At 65.2% G+C, this 23,445-nt stretch carries 23 protein-coding genes and 1 pseudogene; 8 read left to right on the top strand and 16 right to left on the bottom strand.

The window, feature by feature from the left end:
* Window positions 1-160: 160 nt before the first annotated feature.
* Window positions 161-1,417, top strand: coding sequence for a tyrosine-type recombinase/integrase (locus NWI_RS11175; RefSeq protein WP_011315365.1), 1,257 nt, complete (start codon window positions 161-163; stop codon window positions 1,415-1,417).
* On the opposite strand, the gene NWI_RS17030 is transcribed toward NWI_RS11175, so the two are convergent.
* Complete coding sequence (locus NWI_RS17030) at window positions 1,371-1,667, bottom strand: helix-turn-helix transcriptional regulator (RefSeq protein ID WP_011315364.1); 297 nt, start codon at window positions 1,665-1,667, stop codon at window positions 1,371-1,373. The two genes, NWI_RS11175 and NWI_RS17030, sit on opposite strands and share 47 nt — an antisense overlap.
* A 238-nt stretch (window positions 1,668-1,905) precedes the next feature.
* Between NWI_RS17030 and NWI_RS11170 the strand changes: the two genes are divergently transcribed.
* Window positions 1,906-2,127 carry a transposase gene (locus NWI_RS11170; RefSeq protein ID WP_187147969.1) on the top strand — a complete coding sequence of 74 codons (222 nt, stop codon included), beginning with the start codon at window positions 1,906-1,908 and terminating at the stop codon, window positions 2,125-2,127.
* Window positions 2,124-2,357 carry a LysR family transcriptional regulator gene (locus tag NWI_RS11165; protein ID WP_011315363.1) on the top strand — a complete coding sequence of 78 codons (234 nt, stop codon included), beginning with the start codon at window positions 2,124-2,126 and terminating at the stop codon, window positions 2,355-2,357. Before NWI_RS11170 ends, NWI_RS11165 begins: the two co-directional genes overlap by 4 nt.
* 58 nt (window positions 2,358-2,415) lie before the next feature.
* On the opposite strand, the gene NWI_RS17990 is transcribed toward NWI_RS11165, so the two are convergent.
* Window positions 2,416-2,586 (bottom strand): hypothetical protein, encoded by a 171-nt coding sequence (locus NWI_RS17990; protein ID WP_187147968.1) that lies wholly within the window; start codon window positions 2,584-2,586, stop codon window positions 2,416-2,418.
* A gap of 126 nt (window positions 2,587-2,712) precedes the next feature.
* On the opposite strand from NWI_RS17990, the gene NWI_RS11155 reads away from it, so the two are divergent.
* The 4 genes and pseudogenes from NWI_RS11155 to NWI_RS11140 all read left to right on the top strand — a co-directional run bounded on the left by NWI_RS11155 (window position 2,713) and on the right by NWI_RS11140 (window position 5,607).
* Complete coding sequence (locus tag NWI_RS11155; protein ID WP_011315362.1) at window positions 2,713-3,048, top strand: antibiotic biosynthesis monooxygenase family protein; 336 nt, start codon at window positions 2,713-2,715, stop codon at window positions 3,046-3,048.
* Window positions 3,041-3,928 (top strand): sigma-70 family RNA polymerase sigma factor, encoded by an 888-nt coding sequence (locus NWI_RS11150; protein WP_011315361.1) that lies wholly within the window; start codon window positions 3,041-3,043, stop codon window positions 3,926-3,928. Before NWI_RS11155 ends, NWI_RS11150 begins: the two co-directional genes overlap by 8 nt.
* A gap of 8 nt (window positions 3,929-3,936) precedes the next feature.
* Window positions 3,937-4,170, top strand: a pseudogene (locus NWI_RS18605) (flavodoxin family protein); the annotation flags it as partial.
* A gap of 85 nt (window positions 4,171-4,255) precedes the next feature.
* A protein-coding gene (locus NWI_RS11140) for an IS3 family transposase (RefSeq protein ID WP_148203761.1) occupies window positions 4,256-5,607 on the top strand; the annotation gives its coding sequence in 2 pieces (ribosomal slippage) (window positions 4,256-4,592 and window positions 4,592-5,607; 1,353 coding nt in all).
* 279 nt (window positions 5,608-5,886) lie between these two features.
* Here NWI_RS11140 and NWI_RS11135 read toward each other — a convergent pair.
* Window positions 5,887-6,210 (bottom strand): DUF736 domain-containing protein, encoded by a 324-nt coding sequence (locus tag NWI_RS11135; protein WP_011315360.1) that lies wholly within the window; start codon window positions 6,208-6,210, stop codon window positions 5,887-5,889.
* Here NWI_RS11135 and NWI_RS17985 point away from each other — a divergent pair.
* The gene (locus NWI_RS17985; protein ID WP_041345031.1) at window positions 6,209-6,571 is read left to right on the top strand and encodes a hypothetical protein; all 363 of its coding nucleotides are present in this window, start codon (window positions 6,209-6,211) and stop codon (window positions 6,569-6,571) included. The genes NWI_RS11135 and NWI_RS17985 overlap by 2 nt on opposite strands.
* Before the next feature lie 212 nt (window positions 6,572-6,783).
* Here the strand turns inward: NWI_RS17985 and NWI_RS11125 are convergent, their stop codons facing one another.
* The 13 genes from NWI_RS11125 to NWI_RS11065 form a co-directional block, all read right to left on the bottom strand.
* A complete protein-coding gene (locus NWI_RS11125) occupies window positions 6,784-7,224 on the bottom strand; it encodes a hypothetical protein (protein WP_041345029.1) in 441 nt (146 codons plus the stop codon).
* Window positions 7,225-7,461: 237 nt separating this feature from the next.
* Complete coding sequence (locus tag NWI_RS11120; RefSeq protein ID WP_011315357.1) at window positions 7,462-10,761, bottom strand: DEAD/DEAH box helicase; 3,300 nt, start codon at window positions 10,759-10,761, stop codon at window positions 7,462-7,464.
* Window positions 10,762-11,032: 271 nt separating this feature from the next.
* Window positions 11,033-11,956: a DUF2493 domain-containing protein gene (locus NWI_RS11115; RefSeq protein WP_011315356.1), complete on the bottom strand. Its 924-nt coding sequence runs from the start codon at window positions 11,954-11,956 to the stop codon at window positions 11,033-11,035.
* A gap of 334 nt (window positions 11,957-12,290) precedes the next feature.
* Window positions 12,291-13,352, bottom strand: coding sequence for a DUF7146 domain-containing protein (locus tag NWI_RS11110; RefSeq protein WP_011315355.1), 1,062 nt, complete (start codon window positions 13,350-13,352; stop codon window positions 12,291-12,293).
* Window positions 13,352-17,692 (bottom strand): strawberry notch family protein, encoded by a 4,341-nt coding sequence (locus NWI_RS11105; RefSeq protein ID WP_011315354.1) that lies wholly within the window; start codon window positions 17,690-17,692, stop codon window positions 13,352-13,354. Before NWI_RS11105 ends, NWI_RS11110 begins: the two co-directional genes overlap by 1 nt.
* 137 nt (window positions 17,693-17,829) lie before the next feature.
* Window positions 17,830-18,072, bottom strand: coding sequence for a DUF6117 family protein (locus NWI_RS11100; RefSeq protein ID WP_011315353.1), 243 nt, complete (start codon window positions 18,070-18,072; stop codon window positions 17,830-17,832).
* Window positions 18,069-18,494, bottom strand: coding sequence for a hypothetical protein (locus NWI_RS11095; RefSeq protein ID WP_041345027.1), 426 nt, complete (start codon window positions 18,492-18,494; stop codon window positions 18,069-18,071). The genes NWI_RS11100 and NWI_RS11095 overlap by 4 nt, the downstream gene beginning before the upstream one ends.
* Window positions 18,495-18,570: 76 nt before the next feature.
* Window positions 18,571-18,765, bottom strand: coding sequence for a hypothetical protein (locus NWI_RS11090; protein WP_041345025.1), 195 nt, complete (start codon window positions 18,763-18,765; stop codon window positions 18,571-18,573).
* Entirely contained in the window at window positions 18,708-19,418 is a 711-nt protein-coding gene (locus NWI_RS11085) for a hypothetical protein (RefSeq protein ID WP_011315351.1), read from the bottom strand. The genes NWI_RS11090 and NWI_RS11085 overlap by 58 nt, the downstream gene beginning before the upstream one ends.
* A 70-nt stretch (window positions 19,419-19,488) precedes the next feature.
* Complete coding sequence (locus NWI_RS11080; RefSeq protein WP_011315350.1) at window positions 19,489-19,710, bottom strand: hypothetical protein; 222 nt, start codon at window positions 19,708-19,710, stop codon at window positions 19,489-19,491.
* A gap of 60 nt (window positions 19,711-19,770) precedes the next feature.
* Complete coding sequence (locus NWI_RS11075) at window positions 19,771-21,924, bottom strand: ParB/RepB/Spo0J family partition protein (protein ID WP_011315349.1); 2,154 nt, start codon at window positions 21,922-21,924, stop codon at window positions 19,771-19,773.
* A 174-nt stretch (window positions 21,925-22,098) separates the two neighbouring features.
* A complete protein-coding gene (locus tag NWI_RS11070; RefSeq protein ID WP_011315348.1) occupies window positions 22,099-22,470 on the bottom strand; it encodes a DUF2958 domain-containing protein in 372 nt (123 codons plus the stop codon).
* Window positions 22,467-23,420, bottom strand: a complete 954-nt coding sequence (locus NWI_RS11065; protein WP_011315347.1) for an ArdC family protein — start codon at window positions 23,418-23,420, stop codon at window positions 22,467-22,469. The genes NWI_RS11070 and NWI_RS11065 overlap by 4 nt, the downstream gene beginning before the upstream one ends.
* Window positions 23,421-23,445: the final 25 nt, after the last annotated feature.

The following is a 23,445-nucleotide window of genomic DNA, read 5'->3' as shown; positions in this document are numbered from 1 at the left end:
CAATACCGTTGCCAAGTCCGACTCCTGCCGCTACCGTCACCGTCCAGATGGCCGTTGACGGTATTTTTTGTGAGCTAAGCTATTGAAATATTGTTGATTATCGTCGGATCGGCGGCCCCAAAAATGGCTGACGGTATTGCGGGTCGAGAGGCGTGCGGAGATGCTGACGGACGTGGCTCTTAAGAACTTGAAACCAAAGGAGAAACCGTACAAGGTCACCGACCGTGACGGTATGTATGTGCTGGTGAGCACGACGGGAACGGTGTCGTTCCGCCTGGACTACCGTCTGAACGGGCGGCGCGAGACCGTCGTGCTGGGGAGGTACGACAAGGCCGGCATCTCGCTCGCGCGAGCGCGGGAACTGTGCATCGACGCCAAGCGCATGATCCGGGAGGGGCGCTCGCCCGCCTTTGAAAAGCAGCGGGCCAAGCGGCGTCTTCTCGAGGCGAAGAGCTTCGGCGAGTTCGGTGAGAAGTGGCTGACCATGGCGCCGATGGCCGACAGCACGCGGTCCATGCGCCGGGCGATCTTCGAGCGAGAACTCCTGCCGACCTGGCGCAAGCGGCTTCTCACGGAGATCACGCCGGACGACCTGCGGGCACATTGCGGGGCCATCGTCGACCGCGGCGCGCCGGCGACGGCGCTGCACGTCCGCGACATCGTCAAGCAGATCTACGGCTTCGCCATCCTCCACGGCGAGAAGGTCGCCAATCCGGCCGATGAGGTCGGCCCCTCGGCGATCGCCCATTTCACCCCAAGGGACCGGTCGCTGTCGCCGACCGAAATCAGGATCATGCTCAAGCAGCTGGAGAATGTCGCAACGCTGCCGACGATCCGTCTCGGTTTGAAGCTGATCCTGCTGACGATGGTGCGGAAGAGCGAGCTGCAGGACGCGGTGTGGGACGAGATCGATTTCGAGAACGGCGTCTGGACGATCCCGAAGGAGCGGATGAAGCGCTCCAAGGCGCACAACGTCTATCTGTCGCGCCAGGCGCTCGACATCTTCATCGCCCTCAAGACCTGTGCCGGCAACTCACGGTACGTCCTGCCGTCGCGCTACGATGCCGATGCGCCCATGTCGCGGGCCACCTTCAACCGCGTCACCTATCTCGTCGTGGAGCAGGCGAAGAAGGAAGGGCTGCCGCTCGAGCCGTTCACCGTCCATGACCTGCGCCGGACCGGATCGACGCTGCTCAACGAGCTCGGCTTCAACAGCGACTGGATCGAAAAGTGCCTCGCGCATGAGGAGGGCCGTTCCTCGCGCGGCGTCTACAACAAGGCCGAGTACGAGGTGCAGCGCCGGCACATGCTGCAAGAGTGGTCGAATATCGTCGATGCGTGGGTGGCAGGCGAGAAATACGTGCCGGTGCTCATCCCGCCTTCGATGCCTCTCCTCGCGCCTGATCCCGCTCTCTGACCGGGCGGGCGCGTCGCTGGCGGACATCGGGATGCTGGGCGCGTCGCACCGGTGACGCTCGCCGCGCGGCGAGCCAGGCCTCGACTTCGGCCAGGTCCCACACGACGCATCTAGGAGACAACGCGAAACGCCGTGGAAACTCACCGCGCTGTTCCATTTCGTAGATCGTGCTGTCGGCAAGGGGCACCATTTCACGCAGCTGGTGCCGGCGTATGGTTCGTTTGATTGGGGCGCCATTGCGATTAGTCATCATCATCTCCTCGACTTTTCCTCCAAGGAAATGAGCGCGATAAACTCTGAATGGGAAGGACTGCAATTCGGCGTTCGGGCAGTCGGATAGCATAGCGTATAAATAGAAATCTTCTTGGTCTAGAGATTGATCGGCTCGAATTAGGCGGTGTGGACGGATTGCCGCATGAAGAGCGGAGAGTATTCCTTTGAGATGTTTTGTCTGATTCATGAAGAGCCGACTGATTTGGAGGTCGGCAATGTCTACGAAGATGGCGGAAGCGGATTGGTCGGTGGCGCTGGAGGTATTTCGCGCTTCACTGCCACGTCGTGGCGACAAGGGTCGCAACGACCGGCTGTTTCTCGAAGCAATGCACTATTTCTCGGTCCACAACATCTCTTGGCGGGCATTGCCGGAGCGGTTCGGCAAATGGAACTGCGCCGCTAGAAGCCTTCATGTACCGGCACGAACAGCCTGGTGAATCAGCTCGCTGCCGTGAAGTCCGGCATCGGGCTTGCCCTCCTGCCCTGTTATCTAGGCGAGGTCGGCGTCGTGCGCGCATTGAGGGAGCCGATCGCGGATCTCGAAGGCGAGCTCTGGATCGGCACCCATGCCGATCTCAAGGGGACGGCGCGCGTCAGGGCTTTCTTCGATATCGTCGGTGCAGGCCTTGCGCATGAGAGCCAATGGTTGGAGGGGAGAACGAGTTGAGCTGGCCATAGGGAACATGGCCGGAGAATTGAGGTCTCGCGCCACCGGACGCGGCCCGTCAGCTCTGCTGTCCCTGCGGGAGGTCAAGGCCCGCTACGGTCGGATTCGACAATGCCGTCGCAAGCCCTCCGGCCGACGACCAACGTCCGCTCCGCTGCTTCGACGAACCCAGCCGGTCCGCCATCTGCCGTTTGCGCGCCACGTCGGCGGCGGCGGAAACGCCCTGCATCGCAGCTGCGGATTCTTCGAGATGTTCCCGGGTCCCGATCACGTTCGAAGGTTTTCCGATCGGATGTCACAATTTGCCATCCCGTTTTGTCTTGGCATCGGACGCAATCCAAAACGGGAGAAGGCAATGACCGACAAGAAAGCCGCTACCATCGACGTTCGAGGCGGGGTGGTGACACTCATCAATGTCTATGAAGTCGAACCCGACAGGCAGGCCGAACTGGTTCGCCTTCTGGAGGAGGCCACTGAGACGGTGATGCGGCACCAGCCGGGCTTCATCTCAGTCAGCATTCACAGCAGCTTCGACGGGGCCCGCGTCGTAAACTATGCTCAATGGGCGTCAAAGGAGGACTTCGAGCGTCTGATGAAAAATTCGGAAGCGCAGGCGCAGATGAAGACGTTCGCGGCGACGGCCAGGAGCGTCGCGCCCGCCCTTTATCGGGTGAGCTCCGTCCATGTCTGATGAGCGCAGCGAGCCAAAGCGCACATGGGAGGCGTCGCTGGATGGACTGCGCCCACGGCTGATCCGCGTCGCGTACCGCATGCTGGGCTCGGTCACGGATGCGGAGGATGTCGTACAGGAAGCATTCCTGCGATCTCTGCGCGTTCATCGCGATGATATTCGCGACGCCGAAGCCTGGCTGCGCCGGGTGGTCACCCGGCTCAGCCTCAATCATCTCCGGTCCGCGCGCCGTCGAAGGGAAACCTACATCGGGCCTTGGCTGCCCGAACCGGTGATCGAGCCGATGGAGAACGCATTCGACGACGTCACCCTGCCGCTGCTGCTGGCACTGGAGCGTCTCTCTCCTCTGGAGCGTGCCGCATTTCTTCTGCACGACGTCTTCGGCATGAGTTTCGACGAAATCGCACGGACGCTCGACCGAACGCCGGCGGCGTGCCGTCAGCTTGCGAGCCGCGCGAGAGCCCATGTGCGTGTGGCACGACCTCGCTTCCCGGTGCCGAAGGAACGTGGCATAGAGATCGCCGAAGCGTTCTTCGCCGCGTCCCGCAGCGGAGACATCCAGACCCTGCGGTCGTTGCTGGCGGATGATGTGACAGCCTTTGCCGATGGTGGCGGCAAGACAGGCGCCACGCTCGAACCCGTTGTCGGGTGCGACGAGGTCGCGCGGCTCCATGAGAAGCTTGCCGCTCTCTTCGCGGAGACACCATCACGGCTTATCCGCTACGGCCTGATCAACGGCTTGCCGGGCTTCGTCACGATCGAGAAAGCGACCATGCTGCAAACGACGGCGCTCGAGCTCGAGAATGACAAGATCGTGGCGATCTATGTCGTGCAGAACCCGGATAAGCTGCAGCATCTCGCCGGCGTTGCGGTTCACTGAAGATCGCCATGATCCACATTGCCATTGTCTATCACAGTCTCTACGGACACACCGCGCGGCAGGCAAAGGCCGTGGAGGAGGGTGTGGCTCAAGTCGAGAGCGTCGTTCCCCAACTTCTAACAGTCAAAGAGGCGCAGATGCGCTGGGACGACCTGTCCGCAGCCGATGCGATTATTTTTGGCGCTCCGACCTATATGGCGGGCCCGTCTGCGGAATTCAAAGCCTTCCAGGATGCGACCTCGTGTCCGCCGTCAGGGCTCTTGAGACAGTTTAGGAGTTTTCGGGAAGGGAGGATTTCTGGATCATCGCAGCCAATTTGGAGCGCAGATGAGACAGAAATCCGGGCCGGAGAAAGCACCGGCAGAGCAGGTCGTGAAGGACATCCGCCGGGCAACGCGCCGGCAGTTCTCGGCTGAAGAGAAGATCCGCATCGTGCTGGAAGGCGTGCGCGGCGAGGAGAGCATCGCCGAGCTGTGTCGGCGCGAGGGGATCGCCTCGTCGATGTATTACGGCTGGTCGAAGGAGTTCCTCGACGCCGGCAAGCGCCGTCTCGCTGGTGACACGGCCCGCGCCGCGACGTCGGACGAGGTGAAAGAGCTGCGCCGTGAGGCGCAGGCCCTGAAGGAGGCCGTGGCCGATCTCACCCTGGAAAACCGCCTGCTGAAAAAAAGCATGCTCGCGGATGGGGAGGACGACACATGAGGTATCCTGCATCCGAAAAGGCCGAGATCATTCGCCTGGTCGAGGCCTCGCATCTGCCGGCACGGCGAACCCTGGACAAGCTCGGCATCCCGCGCGCCACGTTCTATCGCTGGTACGATCGCTATCTCACCGGTGGGATCGAGGCTCTGGCCGATCATCGCTCGCGGCCGGATCGTGTCTGGAACCGGATTCCTGACCCAATCCGGGCCGAGATCGTCGAGCTGGCGCTGCGCGAAACGGAGCTGAGCCCGCGCGAGCTGGCGGTGCGCTTCACCGACGAGAAGCGCTACTTTGTCTCGGAGGCGTCGGTATATCGGCTGCTGAAGGCTCATGATCTCATCACCAGCCCAGCCTATATCGTCATCAAGGCGGCGTCTGAGTTCAAGGACAAGACGACAGCGCCCAACCAGCTCTGGCAAACCGACTTCACCTACCTGAAGATCACGGGTTGGGGCTGGTATTATCTCTCGACCGTGCTCGACGACTTCTCCCGCTTCATCGTCGCCTGGAAGCTCTGCGCCACGATGCGGGCGGATGACGTCACCGCCACGCTCGATCTGGCTCTGGCGGCATCGGGGCTCGACCAGATCACGGTCGCGCATCGGCCGAGGCTGTTGAGCGACAACGGCGCCTCATACATCTCGGCCGAACTCGCTACCTGGCTCGACGGCAAGGGCATGAAACACGTTCGCGGCGCGCCGTATCATCCCCAGACGCAGGGCAAGATCGAGCGCTGGCATCAGACCCTGAAGAACCGCATCCTGCTGGAAAACTACTATCTGCCCGGCGACCTTGAACGGCAGGTCGCGGCCTTCGTCGAGCACTACAATCACGGCCGCTATCACGAGAGCATCGATAATCTCACGCCCGCTGACGTCTACTTCGGCCGCGGGCAGACCATCCTCACCGAACGCGAAAGGATCAAACGCCAGACCATCCACCAAAGACGCTTGCAGCATCACCTGCAGGCCGCCTAACCTCAAACCCAGATGAGCCAGAACCTCCGTTCCCGTGACCCCGGAACAGTCTCAATTCATCTGACGACGGACACATGATCACCTCCCACCGGGCCGATCGAGCGTGCCAGAACTACGACTAAAATAGTCGCTCTTGGCCAACAAGGCGAGCAAAATTGGCAGCCAAAGACGGGAAGTTGGGCGAATCGCGCCGAACCGATTCGGTCGCCCCGCCGTGTCGGCTGCAACGAGCTGGCCTAGCCCCGCCCGGCTGTCCGGGCGGGGCCTGGGGCTTGCGCCTCATTCGCCGTTGCGGCGGTTCGGGCGGGACCAGATCAGGCTGTAGCCGTCGCCGTCCTCATCGTCGAAGAGGTTGGCGTAGATCGGGGCGGTGAAGCTCGGATCGTCGAGCTTGAGGCCCAGATAGTCGCGGCCCTCGTTGGAGCGCTTGGCCCAGGCGGCGCCGATCTCGACGCGGCCCGCGAAGACGCGGTGGCTGGGGGCGTTCTCGCCGGAGCGGTTGGCTTCGGGGACGATGCGGACGTTCTTGGCCTGGACGCTGAGGGTGACGATCTGGCCGACGAACTCGTTGCCGGACTTCTTGAAGGTGCCGATGGTCGCCATGATGGTTCTCCTTGATGTCTGTTTCGAGCCCGCACCATTGCGGCCTCGATGGCGATCGGCAGGCCGCAGGCGATCGACGCCGCACCTGCTTGCAGGCCGCAGCGCAGCGGAGGATGGCGGCCGGGAGACTTTCTTGTTTCGCGAGGAATGGGCGCAGCCCAGGGGAAGAAAGTCGACCGGCGCCATTGCGGCACAGGCGATCGAGGCGAAGCCGGCCTGCGGCCAGATCAGCCCATCGAAGAGGCCGCATGGAGCGCTCGATCAGGCAGAGAGGATCAAGGAGAACCTGGCGCCGCCATCGTGCAACCGAGAGGGACGGCGGGGTCGGCGCACGGCGCTCATCCCGCGTCACGGCGACTGACCGCATCATGCGCTCGATGAGCAGGAACAGGCGTTCGACCAGCCCGCTGCCCTCGCGGGCGTGGAGGTTCGTCGCGCGCCACCCCCGCGTTCCAACGTAGACCACGACCGATGGGTCAGCGCGACCCAGCACTCATCCCCCCGAATTGCCAATAGGCGAGGAGAAGCGCACAGGCGGCGTGATCTGGTCATGCCCGAACCGCTGAAAAGGCCTCAGGCGCGCGCCACGCTCTGTCCGGTCCGACCGGGCGGGGCCAGCGTCGCCAGCCGGGCAAGAGCGGTGATGGCGACGACAACGGCTCCTGCCACCGAGAAGGCGACCTGCCAGGTTTCGGAGGGCATCGTGTGCTTCACGATGCCATGTGTCGCGTGATAGCCGGCGATGGCGGCCGGTGCGACGAAAGCGGCGGCAATCACGAGCCGCAGCCAGAGCGGCCTGACGAATGCGAGCAGGAGATGTCCGGCCAGAAGGGTTGCGAGGCCGGCGACCGCTCCAACGGCGATTCCGCCGAGCCAGCCGGCGCCTGTGCCGTACGCCCAGACGCCTGCCGTGACCCCTGCGAATAGAGGAAGGGCGTAGACCGCGAGGTAGAACAAGAGACAGCAGATGACGCCGATGGCGGCGATGCTGGCGAGCACGCTGAGTAAAATCATAATGGTGGCCTCCGTGAGACAAGGATCTGACGGTCGCGCCTTCCACCACCACCACGGCGCTCTCGACAATATAATCCAAGCGGTGCGGCTTTGGAGGGGTATTGCGTCGCGACCTGCGCTTCCGCGACGAAGTTTGCAACGGAACCGAGATCGGATAGTTTGACTTTGCGGCCTATCGCTTTCTGGATGCGTGTGCGAAAAGTCTCACGCGCAAGTACGCCCTAGAGGGGTAGTCGGCTACTCTGAAGCGGCATTGAGCACGACGCGGAAATTCGCGTCGGTGGTCTTCTTCAAAAACAATTCGGTCGTGGCGAGAAGCTGCAGGATGGGCACCGTCACACTATCCACGCTCGCCCCCGGCTGAACGAGGACGACCTCAAACTCAACTTTCGACTTCCGGGACTTCTCCTTGAAGTACGACAACTCCCGTTGGCCGCCTTTGAGGAAGCGCGTCGCCCCGTTGGCGGCCCATTGGGCCTCGCGCCGTTTCAGGTCCTTCGCGAGGCGTTCGACGCCCTTGTGCTTCTTCGTGATGCACTTCTGGGCCTGACCGCAGACGAAGTAGAAGTTTTCGATGGAGCCGGAGACGCGCGCGCCAATCGCTCCTTTGCAGTGGACGAGCGTCAGCTTGATGGTGCTCTCATCAACATCCTTAAGGCAGACCAAGTCGCCCGCTTCGGCCTTGCCGTCATCATTGAAGATCAGGTCGTACTCGTCACGCAACTGCGCGAAAGCGCGGTACTGGATCGTGGCTGTGTCACCCGCCTTGCCAATCGACTCTTTGTTGAGCGAGATACCCTTGAAGTCCCAGGTTTCCAGCTGATCTTTCGAATAGATCCCGGCATCGAGCTTTGTCGGGATGTGATAGCAGTTGTACGAATGCGTGCCGTCCGCATAGCGGATAATGACGGGATCCCTTTGCAGGTAGACCTCCAACGGCTCAGCCGGCTTCGTCACCTTCTTGAACTGAACTTTGGGACCTGACGTGTGCTTGTAGGCGTAGCCGCCAGGAAGCGCCGGTGAGATTTCGAGACGGTAGACAGCCCCAACGTCTTCGGCCTCGAAGCACACGTTGATGGTGCCGTCAGCCTCCACGGAGTCGATGCCCACATCAACCTCGTAGAGCAGCTTCTCGGTAGTCCCGAACAATACCGACTGCCGCTCGCTCAGGCTAAGTTGAGCCTGTTCGCCCCATTCGGCAGAGATCGCGTGCGACGCGTGGGGGGCCGCTAGTTTGATTGGCCGCAAAAAACCTTTGATGATGTTGGTGACGTCGTCGACATCGGTTGTCACCTTCCCCCAGGTTGTCTTCGTCCAGGCCGCCCAGTCAGCGACCGAGCCGGACTTGCGAAGCTGCCAGACCTTGCCGCGGCGCTTCGCGCCGCCCCACAGTACGCGGTCCCCGTCTTCGTAACCGACGCAGGCAATGTGGTTGAGTTCGGCTTCGGACTTGTCGATGTGCGCGAGCCCTTCGGTTACGTTTGTTCCGAAGTAGGTCGTGAAGCTGATGGCACCGACCCGGCGCGAACCGAGGTTCTTGACAAGCGGCAGCTCGACGCCGTTCAGGATGTTGAAGATCGCATCGCCGCCGAAGAGCTCGACGTTGTTGCTGGTGATCGCCTTCGCCATCTGCTCCGTGCGCATGCGATCATAATCGCTCGCATAGATCGAAAGGACGCTCTCATCGCTGTCCCAGCGGGCGATGATCAGGTCGTAGAAGCTGTTTGTGATGTTCTGATAGTCGCCCCATTTGACCTCTTCGGTCAGGGCGACAACGGCGACGAGAAGCTTGTCCTTGTCGTCGAGTGCGTACCATGTTTCGGCACCAGGCGGCAGAACGTCCGCGTATTGGAGCGGCATCCACTCCTTGCATTTCGTCTTGTAGAACTGGGTCGAGATCGCAGGCCGCAGATTCCAAAGCGACAGTTCGGCCGACAGCGTGCCTTTCTGTTTCAGTTGCTCGACAACGTCTTGTAACCTGAGTTCGTCATCGATTCGCGCTTCACTGAGCCGCCGAATGAGATGGTCCCAGTCAGCTCCTTCGGCGTAGAGTCCGGCCAGCTTCCTTTCTGCCTGCGGATCCGCGATGTTGGTGACAACAGTAGCGTTTCCGACATTCACTGGCCCTTTGCGCGTGAAGCGCCCAATGAACTGAAGCGTAATGGCCAGCGATTTGTGGGTGTCATGCAACGCTGCAACCTTCAACTGAGGAAAGTCGAAGCCCTCGCCAAGCATGTCGACGCAGACCGCGATCCGAGAACCGGTGTTGTTCCGGTTTCTGAGCGCGGCTAGGGCGGCACGATTCTGACTGTCCGGACGGTCTGAGTAGACCTTTACCGGCGCGAACTCCGGCGCCAGCCTTTGGTAGAGTTCGGCGAGCACATCTGCGCGCGCCTGCGTCTCCGTGCGGGCAAGCAGGATGTGGTCGAGTTTTTCGTCGTTCAGGTCGTGGCGAAGGGCCTCAACTGCGGCGCGGGCAACGGCTTCGTCGCGTGCCTCTTGGTCGCCATACTCTTCAACCGTCTTTAAGTTGATCCGCTTGTAGTACCCGGCGCGCTGCGCGTCCCCCAGCTTGTAGTTGAAGATGATCTTGCCATCAACGCGCTGCTCGTCACGTCGGAACGGCGTGGCGGTGAACTGGACCACCTTTTCCTTGCTGAAGCGGTCTCGAACCGATTTCCACGTCTTGGCGGTGATGTGATGCGCCTCGTCGACGAAGAGGTGCGAACAACCGGCCGCTAGTGCATCAATCGCGTCAGGATGGGACGCGTCCAGCGAGTTAGGAAGCGCGATGAAAAGGTTCGCCTCTTTGATCAGGTTCTCGGCCTCGGCAACGCTCCGAATGCCGCCTGAAATAACTGCGACGCGCGGCCCTGGGAGTTCGATGGGAACAGCCTCTGCGGTCGGAAGATAGCCGAGCGTGACGAATTTCTCTTCAATTTGATCGCGCAGCGGAACGCCTGAGACGAGTACGAGCGTACGGGCCGGACGCAGGTAGACTTGCGCGGCGAGCATCGTCTCGGTCTTCCCCGTTCCGGTCGGCAGCACAACTGTCGCCGGTTGGAACGTGTCGCCAACGGCAAAGTGCGCCGCGATCGCATGGAGCGCGCCGATCTGTGGGAGGCGCAGCCCCGGTTCACCGTTCTCGCCTTCAAGGCGAAAGCTGAATTGATTGACCCAGGTGTCTAGCAGCTTCTCGGGCGTGTTCGCACGCTCGACGAGCGGCGTGATCCCGTCCCAGCGGAGCGTCAACGTCCCGGGCAGCTTCGCGGGATCAAGGTTGAGGCCTGTGGTGACAACGGGAAGGTTGGTTGTCCGGCGCTTCGCACCTTTCCGCCGGAGATAGATTTCATCATAGGGCGATTTGAGGTCGGTCTTGATGAGGTCGTGACCCGGAAACTCGGAGGTAAAAATTCGGGCGCGGGTTGTCGCGCCACGAAACACGATTTGACGGACTAAATTCCGGCCAACCTTCACCCGAAGCTCGGCCAAGCGTGGCAGAGTAAGTGTACCCCGCCAATCTTCGAACAAGCCCATCAGTCCCCCCGGCGGAACGGCAGCTTTGCTCAGTTGCTTGCCGTTATAGTTGGAAAAAAGTAGGCCTCTAAAGTTAAGCGTGCAACCAGGGCGAGCGCGTAGGAAATGCGCTACTTTCCGAGCCGCTGGTAAGCTGAAGGTCCCGCAGCGCCTTCTAACAAGGAGCGAAGCATATCCGAGCACAAAGCAGAGTACCTGCGGACTGCTTGAAGCGGCCACGCGGAACGTTTTCTATAGATCAATGGGGAGGCTGCACGTTGGTCGGCGGCGCTCACGCGCCCCCGAACCGCCAGACCGGGATGCCGAGCTTGCGGGCTTTGTCGGCGATGTTCTCCTGGATGCCGGTGCCGGGGAAGATCATGACGCCGATGGGCAGCACCTCCAGCATGGCATCGTTGCGCTTGAATGGCGCGGCCTTGGCGTGCTTCGTCCAGTCCGGCTTGAAGGCGATCTGCGGCACGTTGCGGTGATCGGCCCATCGTGCGGCGATGCGCTCGGCGCCCTTCGGCGAGCCGCCGTGCATGAGCACCATGTCCGGGTGCTTGGCGTGCACCTGGTCGAGCTTGGCCCAGATCAGGCGATGATCGTTGAAGTCGAGCCCGCCGCTCAGCGCGACCTTCGGGCCGGGCGGCAGCATGACCTCGGTCTCGGCGCGCTTCTTCGCGGCGAGGAAGTCGCGGCTGTCGATCATCGCCGCGGTCATGGCGCGATGGTTGACGAGCGAGCCGCTGCGCGGCCGCCAGGCCGAGCCGGTGTGGCGCTCGAAGTGCTCGCAGGCCTGGTCGCGCATCAGCTCGAAGGCGTCGCGGCGCTCGATGAGCGTCTGTCCCTCGGCGATGAGCCGCTCCAGCTCGACGGACTTGATCTCGGTGCCGTCCTGCTCCTGCTGGCTCCGGCGCTGCGCCTGCTCGTTGTCGTCGAGCTCGCGCGCGATGCGGTCGGCGGCGCGGTGGAAGACGTTGACGGTCGACCAGAGCAGGTCCTCGAGATCGGGTTCGAGGCGGGTGTCGCCGAGGGTGGCGACGAGAGCGTCGAAGATGTCGGCGATGGCCCCGGCAACGGCATTGCCCTCGGGAAGCGGGCGCGGGTCGGCTTCGCCCTGGAAGGGGCGGAAGCCATAGAGCTGCAGCTCTGTCAGGACGTGATCGGTCGGGGAGGAGCTGTGGTGGGGCTCGAAGTCGTCGTCGCTGGTCATGGGATGCTCCGTCGCTGGATTGGCCGCGACCCTCGCGGCCTTCATGGCGACGGAAGACGGCGGGCGGGCCGGCCCTGCACCCGGAGCGAAGCGCAGGGCCGAAGCGCGAGCGGAGGATGGCGAAGGCCGGCTATTTTGCTTCGCGATGTAAAGGCGGCTCCGCCGCCGACGGAAAATAGCCGGCCGCAGCCATTGCCGGGCCGGGCCGCTTGCCGTCCCGATCGCCCTCTTGAAGGCCGAGGGCGCGGCTCTCTCCGGCGCGAGCAGCATCGACCGCCGGCATGACGGCGGAGCCAAGTCATCCGTTCCGGCCGCACGTCCACATTCATCAGGGCTATGCGGCCTCGGCCATGAAGCGAGCGGCATCCCGGGACGCGATCTGCGCCCGAAGGGCTGCCCGCAGCGCGTCGGGGCCGAGCATCCGGAGATCCTCGTTGAAGTCGGCGAGCCTTGGCGAGAGTACAATCGCCTCGATGCTGTCGGCGCACGCGCGCTCGATCAGCGCGGCCATCGCGCCATCGCCGGCTGGATCGTCGTCGCGCGCGATATAGAGCCGGCGCAGCGTGTCCGCAAAGAGGATGGCCGAGAGATGGGCGGCCGAGAGGGCGGCGACCATCGGCATGCCGGGCAGCACCGTCCTCAGCGACAGCATGGTCTCGATGCCTTCGCCTGCGGCCATGACTTCGCCAGCGACGCCGAAGCGGACGGCGTGTCCGAGAAGATCGCCCATCGCGCGGCGCGGCGTGTCGATCGGCGCCTTGCCGAGACGGACGGGGTCGAAGCCGTCGGGATCGAGCCAGGTCCGGTGCGCGCCGGTGAGGCGGCCGCCGAGATCGGTGACGGCGGCGATCATGGCGGGCCAGGTCTCGGTCGCGGCATACTCATCGGACCGGTAGTAGCAGCGCGGGTGGAAGCGCAGCGATCCGGTTCCGTGCAAAGCCGTAATGCCGCGCCGGCGGAGATACGTCTCGGCGAGCGTGCCGTGGATCGGCCGCGACATGGCGAACAGCCGCCGCGCGGCTTCCGGCGAACCCGTTGGAGCTGGCTGGATCGTGCGCCGACGCTCGCTCGCCTGCGGTTCGGGCTGCGGCAGGCTGAGGAAGGCGCGCGCCTCCCTCGCGACGTCCGCGAAATCCACGAGGCCGCAGGTCTCGCGTATGACGTCGAGCAGGTCGCCATGCTCGCCGGTCGCGGCGTCGGTCCACTTGCCGGCCGCGCCCTTGCCGCTTTCCGGGCCGATGAGGCGCACGAACATCGAGCGGCCGGGCGTGTTGCGCACGTCGCCGACCATCCAGTAGCGGCCTTCGCGATGACCGTTGGACAGATAGTGGCGGCACACCGCTTCGGCATTGCGCGCGAGCCGGCGTGCCAGTTCGGAAGCGTCGAGCCGGGACATCACACCGCCTCCCGCTCGGCGACCCGCTCGATGGGATAGCGGTCCATCACCCTGGCGAGGATCGCGGGACCGCTGGCGTCGGTGGGCACGAACAGGCGCAGCTTCCACGAGATGATCTCGTGGAAGAGGCCGTAGGCCGTGAGCCGCTCGCGCATGGTGTCAGTGAAGCCCGACAGCTCGATGCGATGGCCGCCCATGACGCGGACACAGCGAAGCTGAAGACCTTCGGCGAGGTCGATGACGGTCTTGCCTTCGATCAAGGCGGCGAAGGCGTCGTCCGGCGTCAGCGAAGGCAGGCCGGTCGCGGTTGCCGTGGCCGCCCAGGCCGGGGAAACCTTGCGGCCGATGATGCGCTCGCCGTCGTCGGTCTGCAGGCGATAGACGCGGGTCGACTCGTTGGGGAGCCGCTTCCAGATCGGCAGCAGCAGGCCCGAGACCATGTGCAGAGTGGAGTCGGTGAACGCGGGCACCTCGGCCAGTTCGGCCGTCCAGGCGGCCGCGAAGCTCGCCTCGTCGGCATCCTTCCAATGGCTCTCCGCCATCGTGCGGACGGGCACGTTCGGCGCTTCCATCGGCCGGATCAGGCGGACGCGGTATTCGACCTCGCCGTCGTCGAGCATGACGGACGGGGCATGGACCTGCACGGCGGCGTGGCCGGACCGCGCGTTGACAAGAAGCCGTGCGCCGCGTTCGCGCAGCCGGCTCAAGGCTTCGTCGAGCGTGAGGGGCCGGTTGCGCTGGCGCTGCATGATGGTGAGGAGCCGCGTCTCGGCGCCCGTGCCGGGATGGGTATGGATCGTCTGCCGGCCGGTGACGACAAAGCTCTCGGCCCGCAGCGTCTCCAGCCCGGCATCGTAGGTGCCGGCGGCAATGGCGCCCTCGATGCGGGCGTTGAGGAGCTGCTCGAACGCAGTGAACAGGACGCCTTGCAGATCGATGGTCAGCGCGAGCATGCGGTTGAGGAACGTGCTGATGCCCGGCAACTGGTCCTTGAGCCCGTTCGCATCGGTGAGCGTCAAGCCGGTGGCCGCCTCGAAGCGCTCGAGCGAGCAGCCCGCGATCCTGCCGCGGGCGATCAGCACGTAGAGCTGGCGAAGCGCGTCCCGCGCATAGTGGGATTCGAGATTGTCCTCCGGCCGGAACAGGCCCTGGCCGGCGGTCGCGCGCTGGCCGCGCGTGATCGCGCCGAGCGTGTCGAGCCGGCGGGCGATGGTGCTGAGGAAGCGCTTCTCGGCCTTGACGTTCGTCGCGACCGGCCTGAACAGCGGCGGTTGCTTCTGGTTGGTCCGGTGCGTGCGGCCGAGGCCCTGGATGGCCGTGTCCGCCTTCCAGCCGGGCTCGAGCAGGTAGTGCACGCGCAGGCGCGTGTTCCTTGCGGAAAGCTCGGCGTGATAGCTGCGCCCGGTGCCGCCGGCGTCGGAGAAGACCAGGATGCGCTTGTGGTCGTCCATGAAGGCCTGCGCCTCGGCGAGGTTGGCGGACGCCGCGCGCGTCTCGACGACGAGACGATCGCTTCGGCCGGCACTGCCCAGCTTGCGGACGATGCGGCGGGAGCGCCCCGTCACCTCGGCGATCATGTCGGCGCCGAAGTGCTGGACGATCTGGTCGAGCGCGCCGGGCACGGGCGGCAGGCTCGCGAGCTTCGCGATCAGCGCATCCCGGCGCGCGACCGCCTCGCGGCTTTCGACCGGCTGGCCGTCGCGATAGACCGGACGCGACGACAGCTTGCCCTCGCTGTCGGTGTAGGGCTCGTAGAGCTGGACCGGGAAGGAATGGGCGAGATAGTCGAGGACGTATTCGCGCGGCGTGATGTCGACGCGGACGTCGTTCCATTCCTCGGTCGGCAGCTCCGCGAGGCGCCGCTCCATCAGGGCCTCGCCCGTCGAGACGATCTGGATGACGGCGGCATGGCCTTGCTCGAGATCACGCTCGATCGAGCGGATCAGGGTCGGGGTCTTCATGCTGGTGAGCAGGTGTCCGAAGAAGCGCTGCTTGGCGCTCTCGAACGCCGATCGCGCGGCGGCCTTGGCCTGCCGGTTCAGCGTGCCCGATCTGCCCTCGCTGCCGCCGGTGATATTGGCCGCCTGCATGGCGGCGTCGAGGTTGTTGTGAATGATCGCGAAGGCGTCGGCGTAGGCGTCGTAGATGCGCGTTTGCTCGGGCGTCAGCTCATGCTCGACCAGCTCGTATTCGACGCCGTCGAAGGAGAGCGAGCGCGAGGTGTAGAGCCCGAGCGCGCGCAGGTCGCGGGCGAGCACCTCCATCGCCGCGACGCCGCCGGCCTCGATCGCCTCCACGAACTCAGCGCGCGTCGAGAACGGGAAATCCTCGCTGCCCCAGAGGCCGAGCCGCTGCGCATAAGAGAGATTGTGCACGGTCGTCGCGCCGGTGGCGGAGACGTAGACCACGCGTGCATCTGGGAGCGCGTGCTGGAGCCGCAGGCCCGCGCGGCCCTGCTGCGAGGCCTCCTGATCGCCGCGTTCGCTCCTGGCGCCGACCGCGTTCTGCATGGCATGGGCTTCGTCGAAAATGATCACTCCGTCGAAGTCGGAGCCCAACCATTCGACGATCTGTTTGACGCGGGAAAGCCTTTCGCCGCGGTCATCGGAGCGCAGCGTGGCGTAGGTTAGAAATAGGATGCCCTCCCGCAGCGTGATTGGCTTGCCCTGCGGGAAGCGGGAGAGCGGCGTGATGAGGAGGCGCTCCATGCCTAGCGCGGACCAGTCGCGCTGCGCATCCTCGATAAGCTTGTCGCTTTTCGAGATCCACACCGCCTTGCGGCGGCCCCGCAGCCAGTTGTCGAGGATGATGCCTGCGGCCTCGCGGCCTTTGCCGACGCCGGTGCCGTCGCCGATCATGAAGCCGCGCCGGAAGCGGACCGCGCCCTCGGCGTCCTCGGGCGCGGCGGTGACGACGTCGAAGGTCTGGTCCACGGTCCAGGCACCGGCGAGATAGCCGGAATGCGCCTCGCCGGCATAGATCACCGTTTCGAGCTGGGCGCCCGAGAGCAAGCTCAGGATGTTCGCCGGCAGGCGCGGCCGGTAGCTCGGCTTGGGCGGCGCGACCGAAGCCATGGCCGCCGACTGGACGAGCTGCGTCGGATGGTCCTGAGCGCCGGGAATCCGGATGCTCTGGAGCGCATAGTCCTCGTAGACGGAATCGGAGAGACGCGCCCCCTGTGGCGGCGTCCAGTCGATCGTCTCGTAGGCGAGTTCGACACCTTCAGGCTCGGCGGGGCTCAGCCGCGTTGCGGCTTGTGCGGTACGGGCGACGTAGCCGCGAACGGTGCGCGGCGTCGTGACAGCCGGCAGACCGACGGAGGCATCGACCGGCAGCCGTGCCGGAACGTGCTTCGCGATCCACGCCAATAGGGTGGCGACATCCGGCGCGACGCCGGGCGCATCGGGGAACGCGGTCGGATCGCTGGCCGGGCGCTTGTCGATGACGATGAGCCGCGTTGGGAATGTCGTGCCGTGCCGGGCATAGACGCGACCGTCGATGGCCGCGGAGAAGACGACGCGGCCGCGCTCCTGAAGCCGGACATAGGCGTCGCGCCAGGCCGGAGCGTCGGGCGCGAAATTGGCGCCGGTAATCGCAACCAGGCGGCCGCCTTCGGCGAGCCGAGCCAGTGCTGAGCCGATATGGCGGAGCGCGGCGTCGGCCATGCGGCCCTGCACGTTGGCCATCGCCGAGAAGGGCGGGTTCATGATCACGACGCTCGGCACGATGGCGGGATCGAGGTGATCGTGGATCTGCGCGGCGTCATGCCGGCTCACGGCGATGTCCGGAAAGAGGAGGGCGAGAAGGCCGGCGCGGGTCTCCGCCAGCTCGTTGAGCACGAGCGATCCGCCCGCAATCTCGGGGAGGATGGCGAGCAGGCCGGTGCCGGCCGAAGGCTCGAGCACGCGGTCGGCTGGCGTGACCGCCGCGGCCGTCGCGACCGCGAGGCCGAGCGGGATCGGCGTTGAGAACTGCTGGAGGGCCTCGCTCTCGGCCGAGCGGCGCGTATGCGTCGGCAGGAGGCCGACGATCTTCTCCAGCATGGAGAGGGCCAGGGCCGGAGAACCGGCCTTGCGCAAAATCGCCTTTCCGAATTTGCGGAGAAACAGAACGGTCGCGGCCTCGCAGGCGTCGTAGGCGGTCTTCCAGTCCCAGGCGCCGGACGCATCGGAGCCGCCGAAGCCTCGCTCCATCGCGGCGCGAAGGATCGCCGCGTCAACCTGACGACCCTGTTCAAGATGAGGAATAAGAAGGTGGGCGGCTGCGTCGATGCAGCGGGCGATATCAGCCGACGATGCAAGCGGCGACGCCGCGGCCGCGAAGGCAGTGGATGGAGTCATGTCGATGAACCTCTGGGAGAGCGGAGACGGGCGAGCCGGCCGGCGCTCTCTCTGGACCGCACCGGCTCAAACCCGTCCCGGCCAGGCTCTCCCTCTCGTCACGCAGCCTTCACCGCGCGCCGCCACGCACGCGAGGATCAGGGAGTCGGTTCGTCCGGCAGGGTTGCCGATGGCGGCACGTAGGCGTCGAAGGGGTTGCCGTCGGCGAGATGGCCGAACGGCGTGAACATGAAATCCGTGCCGTCGCGGCTCACGGCACAGATGACGTAGCGCGCCTCGCCGGTGACGGCGTCGGAGCACTCCATGAGCGCAAGGTTGCCGTCAGCCGCCGCGCGCAGCAGCGTCGCAAAATTCGCCCGCGCGTGATCGGGGATGCTCATCGCGCACCTCGCTTTCCGCGCTCGTCCGACAAAGTGCGGTCGAGCCAGCCATTGGTCGCGATCCAGGCGACGGTCCTGCGGCGGCCGAGATCGAGCACATGCGCGCCGCCACCGAAGGCATTCACACGCGGGCGCGAGCAGGTATTCGCCCATTGAAAGCCCCACCGTCCGGTGAGGCCGAATTCCTCGGCGCAGCGGAGCACGAATTCGATGACGGCCTGAGGATCGCCGGTCGTGTCATCGCGAATCCAGATCTGCGTTCCGCCATGCTCGGGCTGGATGGAGAGGAGAAACGCCTCGGACAGAGGGTCCTCGGCGGCGTTCTCCTCCATCATGCGATTGTAGATTTCGAGCGCACGCGCGGCGTTCTGCGGCGTGCCGACATCGAGGAGGCAGGAGAAGTGCGTGAAGAAGTCAGCCATGTCAGGCTCCTGAAACGACAAAGCCCGGCGCGGGGGCCGGGCCGGTTGGAGAAAGAAGGGTTGGCGGTTGGCGGGGTCAGAGCCGGAATTCGCCGGCGAGGCGCTGCGCATTGGCGTGATGCTCCAGCATCTCGCGGTAGAAGCGCTTGCGCGCCTCCCGCTTCGCCGGATCACGCCGCGCCGATCGCGTGAGCTTGCGCCGTGCCGCGCGGATCACCGTGCGGTCGCTGTCCCGGACTGTGACGTCGAGGCGGAGATGGGTGGCGTACATCTCAGCCTCCCTTCGAATTCTTGGGCTCGCAGGGCGGCGAGCGCCGCGCGGAATTCCGCGGCGCCGATCTCCTCCGAGAGATCGATGCTTGCGGCGACTGCGAGGCAAGCGGCGCGAATGTCGTCATCCGCTACGCTGTCCGCCGTGAGATGCGCGAATTCAGGATCGGTCTCGATGATCGCGGCGATCTGGTCGCGGACGCGGTCCTCCAGGAGCTGCGCGAGGACATGGAAGGGCCGCGGCGGAGCGAGGGGCTCGTCGGGATCGCGCGCACCGGCAAGGATCGCCTCGGCCTTCGCGACCGCGGCGTTCGCGCGTGCGAGCCAATAGGCGTCCGTCCCTCGCTGGGAGATCTGGTCCGCAACGACGATCTTGAGGAGACCGAACAGGACCTCGAAGTGCGCGGCCTTCCGCTGGATGGTCTCATCGAAGTGCGATGGGACCGGGACGGCCTCACCCGAATAGGCGGCGTCAGCGCCGATCCAGATGCCGGTGACATAGGTTTCGCCGGCGGCCTCGTAGTCGAGCTTGTCGTTGGACCAGTCATCGTCCTCGATGGCCCGGCGACAGGCTTCGGCTGGTGTTGCGGCCTCATAGGTGCGTTGCCGGTAGACCGGTACGCGGTAGGTCGTTTCGACGGTATAGGTGGGCATGACAGGCTCCTGAAAACGCAAAAGCCCGGCGCGGTGGCCGGGCTACTGGTTGGATGGAGAGAAGGTCGGGCTAATGGCCGAACTGCCAGGACGGCCAGGGCTGGCCGTCATCGGCGGCCTTCACCGCCTCCTCCAGATAGTCGGCATCGCCTTCCACAACGGTCGGGTTCTCGACGGGCGTTTCGTCGATCACCGTCACGCTGCGGACGAGGCCGTCCTCGACCTCGACATGGACGGGCACGAGATACTGGAATACGACGCGGCGAGGCGTGGCCGAGCTGAGCTTGGTCATCGGATTGCTCCTGATCGAGGGGTGGCGGGAGCAGCCGGAGCCGCCCCGCCGTGGGTTCCGTCATTCGGCGGCGATCATCGCCCGGTCGTCGGCATCGCCTTCGCCGTCATCCGCCTGCTCGTCCTCATCGTCGGCGAGGAAGGCCGGCAGTGTTTCATCGCCTTCACCTCCGCTTACATCGACCGAGGTCGTCGCATCGGGATCGGCGGACCGCAGCGGCTCCGGCAGCCAGCCGGTGTCGGCGAGCAGGCGCTCGGCCTCCTTCGCCATCTCGGGCTTCTTGAGATGATCTATGAGCTGAGCCTTCTCTTCGCCGAGCGCTTCCCGGACGGCTTCGATGATCCGGCTCTTCGTCACGCGGCCGAGATAGTTCGCGACGGTCGGCCGCCATCCGGCCTCCACCATGTCGAGGCTGGTGGCGCGCGCCAGCCGATCGGCATCGCGCATGCGCCGGTCGAGCCCATGCTGGGTGACGCCATAGCCGCTATGGGGATTCGGACGCTCGTAGAGAGCGTTGATCCCGTAGCTGACGCAGTGCGCGAGCAGCGCGAGACGGCTCGCATCGTCGAGGCCGGCGATCCAGTTCCACAGCCGGTCGTCGTCCTCGAGCGGCATGTCGGCCTTCCAGGCGTCCATGCGCGCCTGGATGGCCTTGGCGGAGGCGCTGTCCTTCAGGTCGGTTGCCTGAACGGGGAAGTGGACCTCCCGGACGGACGCCTCGACGGCGCAGCCGTGCGCGTTACGCTTGAAGGCGTCGAGCACCAGCTTGTGCAGGAGGGCCGTCAGAGCGACCTGCGGGTGGTTGGCTACGGCATCGCGCAGCGCCAGCGTGCGATGGGCGGTGAGCTCGATCACCAGCCGCTCGGGCAGCGGCTTGATGGCGTCGTCCTCCTCGTCATCGTCCGCGTCCGTGCCCTGGCCGCGGATGGTGATGACGGCGCGCTGAGCGGACGGGGTCGCGGGAGCATCGACAGCGTCAGGCTCGCGAACGACCTCGGCGCCGCTGCCGTTGACGGCGACAGGCGCCTCGTCCTCCGGCCGCACATAGCCGCGATCGACCACGATGTCGCCATCGCGATCGACGCTGACGAAGACGCCGGCGCGCGCGATGTCGGCGGGATCGTAGACGACGGGACGCTTCTCGAAGGCTTCAAGCGCCTCCTCGATCTCGCCCAGGCGCTGGTCGATCTCGTCCGGCAGCTCGTCGGCGCCGTCATACTCCGCTTCGAGCCGGTCGTACTCGGCGCGCAGCGCCTCGCGTTCGGCCCGCTCTTTCTCGGTGAGATCGACGAAGGTGCCGCCGATCTGGCGCAGGCCGTGGTCGTAGCCGTAGGGCAGGTCGAGGTCGATCTTGATCCACTTCCAGCCTTCGGCGGCGATCTCGTCCGCGACCGCCTTCAGCTTCTCGCTGACCAGGCGGTGAAGGAGCGCCGGGTCGGCGAGCCAGCCGCCGTCGTCGTCCTCGAACAGGTCGCGCAGCACCGCACCGCCGGCGGCGACATAGGCGTCGATGCCGACAAAGCGCGCGCGCTTGTCGGAGGCGGGGATCGTGGTCTCGGTCAGCAACTGGCGGATATGCCAGGGCTGCCGATTGTAGGAATGCTGCACGGCCTCCCACACCTGCTCCTGGCTCTGGTGGTCCGGGTTGACGGTGAAGGCCATCAGCATGTCGAGTGTCATGCGCTCCTCGGCATAGGCATCGCGCAGCACGGGCGAGACCGCGTTGAGACGGAGGCGCTGCTTCACGACCTGCACCGTCGTGAGATAGGCCGCGGCGATTTCCTCCTCGGTCATGCCATTGTCGAGCATGTCCTGGAACGCCCGGAACTGGTCGAGCGGATGAAGTCCGGCGCGCAGCAGGTTCTCGGCGAGGGAGTCGTCTTCGGCGAGGATTCTGGTGTCGGACTTGCGCACGATGCAGGGGACGAGTCCGTCCTTCGGGAAGCGCTTGGCCTTGACCAGGCGCTCGATAGCGCGATAGCGGCGCCCGCCGGCTGGCACCTCGAACATGCCGGTCTCATTGCCGTCCGCGTCGAGGATGGCGCGGACGTTGAGGCCCTGCACGAGGTCCTCGCGCCGGTCGATGTCGTGGACCAGCTCGTCGAGCTCGGCCTCCGGCCGGGTTCGCCGGACATTGGACTCCGAGAGCACGAGCTTGTTGAAGGGGATGTCGCGCGAGCGCGAGAAGACGATCTTCCTGGCAGCCTTTGCCATGTCGGGATACTCCGCGACGGGCGCCGAGAGCCTCTCTCTCGGTCTCCAAACCCGTCACGAAGCGAAGCGCCGCCCTCTCACTCTGAGGGGCGGCGGCTCCTCCCGGCGATCCGGGGCGCAAAACCGGAGATGCGCAAACGCTCATCTCCGGTTCCGCGAAGTTCAGGATGGGCGTCACGCGCCATCACGTCGAGGCGAAGCCGCCCGGTAGAGGATGCGCTCGGCCGCCCGGATGCTTCCCGCCTCGCGGGCGGCCTCCGCCCAGACCGAGATCGGAAAGTCGCCGGTGAAAAGGATGTCGCGCTCGATCCCCATGCCGAAGGGCAGGACAATCGAAGCGAGTTCCTCGAGCGAGAAACTGCCGAGCTCGGGAAAACCGAGATCGGCGAGGCCGAAGAGGGTATCGCCATCCGCGTCCAGCTCGGAAGCGAGCCAGATGCCTTGGCCCAGCGGGTTGAAGAACTTGACAACGGGCACATGATCGGCGCCGCGATCGCGGCCGTTGGCGAGCAGGCGTTCGCGGAGGTCGTCTGTCAGGAGGATCATGCCGCCCTCCTGTTGTTCACGGATTCCACGGCCGTCTCGGTTTCGGGGAGGAAGGCGAGCAGCCAGTCGGCCGCCTTGCTGGCCTGCGATGCGGCGCGGACGATGGCGCGATTGTCCTCGCGCAGCACGTCCAGCCACGAGCCGATGTAATCGGCGTGGCGCACCGTCGGAGTGATGCCGAGCGAGGCGCAGCAGAAGGCCGCGTTCATCTCGGCGACGAGTTCTTCAAAGGCGTACTTCTTCGAGCCGTAGGAGCCCGACAGGTCGCGGCCGAGGCGGGACGCATGCCCCGTCGCATGACCGAGCTCATGCAGGGCCGTGCGGTGCCAGTTGATGGTCTCGAAATACGCCTGCGGCGGCGGCACCTGCACATAGTCCTGCGCCGGCACATAGAAGGCGCGTTCGCCGCCGATGTGGAAATCGATACCGGTCGCCTTGATCAGCGCCTCGACGCGCGGCTCGATCAGGCCGGGTTCCGGTGCGGGCGGCGCGACGGCGAGGTCGTCGGGCAGTTCCTCGCACTGCGCGACATTGAACACGGTGAAGCGCTTGAGAAACGGAATGGCCTGCGCTTCCTCGCCGGTCTCCTGCGCGCGCTTCTTCTCGTCGTCTGGAATGAAGCGATCGGCGTAGACGACGGTGGTGCCGCGCTCGCCTTTGCGGACATGGCCGCCGAGCGATAGCGCCTGGCGGAACGTCAGCCAGCTCTGGACCGGGAAGCCATGCTCGACGACCGCGCCCCACAGGATCAGCACGTTGATCCCGGAATATTGCCGGCCGGTCGCAGCATTCGCCGGCATGGCGAGCGGCGCTTTCGCAGCGGCCGTTCCCCAGGGTTGGACCCAGGGCACGCGCCCGGCCTCCAGCTCGGCGATAATCCTGTTGGTGATGTCGTCGTAAAGGCTCGCCCGGTCGGTCCCGGCGCGAGCGTTGCGGCCATGTCTGGACATCGCGGTTCTCCGCGACGGGCGCCGG

Origin of the sequence: Nitrobacter winogradskyi Nb-255, from assembly GCF_000012725.1 — a bacterium.
Taxonomy (GTDB): domain Bacteria; phylum Pseudomonadota; class Alphaproteobacteria; order Rhizobiales; family Xanthobacteraceae; genus Nitrobacter; species Nitrobacter winogradskyi.
The sequence above is the reverse complement of the archived record's forward strand: the minus strand, read 5'-3'. Positions and strand labels throughout refer to the sequence as shown.